We start from the raw sequence: 513 nt of genomic DNA, 5'->3' as shown, positions 1-513 counted from the left end.
TGGAGGACGCCTTCCGCTCGGTGAGTCTGATGGCCCTGGCCATCGGCGGGATCCCGGCCCTCTGCATCGCCGGACTGCTCAGCCTCTACCTCTACCGCACCGTGGGGCGGTCCCTGGCCTCCTTTCGTACCGCGGCCGGAGAAGTGGCCGCGGGCAACTACGACGTGCGCGTCACCTCCGCCGAGCTGGGGCCGGAGTTCGACGCCCTGGCCGGCTCCTTCAACGAGATGGCGGCCAAGCTCAGTGCGGTGGACGCCACGCGGCGCCGGATGCTCGCCGATCTGGCGCACGAGATGCGCACCCCGCTGGCCAGCCTCAAGGGCCATCTGGAGGGCATCGAGGACGGGGTGGTCGCCCTCGACGAGCACACCACCGGGATCCTCCACGCCCAGATCACCCGCCTGGAGCGCCTGGCCCGCGACATCCGCCAGCTCACCGCCGCCGAAGAGGGCATGACCCGGCCGCAGCTCACCCTCCAGGACCCGCGGAGCCTGGCGAGCCAGGCGGTCGCGG

Annotated in this window: 1 protein-coding gene; it reads left to right on the top strand. The window is 72.1% G+C overall.

All coding sequences use genetic code 11. From position 1 onward, the window contains the following. Nucleotides 1–29: 29 nt before the first annotated feature. Nucleotides 30–513: histidine kinase dimerization/phospho-acceptor domain-containing protein (locus tag QYM41_RS17910; protein WP_368801112.1), on the top strand; the 484-nt coding region annotated here is incomplete at its 3' end.

Origin of the sequence: Kocuria oxytropis, assembly GCF_040981195.1 — a bacterium.
GTDB classification, from domain to species: Bacteria; Actinomycetota; Actinomycetes; order Actinomycetales; family Micrococcaceae; genus Kocuria; species Kocuria oxytropis.
The sequence above is the reverse complement of the archived record's forward strand: the minus strand, read 5'-3'. Positions and strand labels throughout refer to the sequence as shown.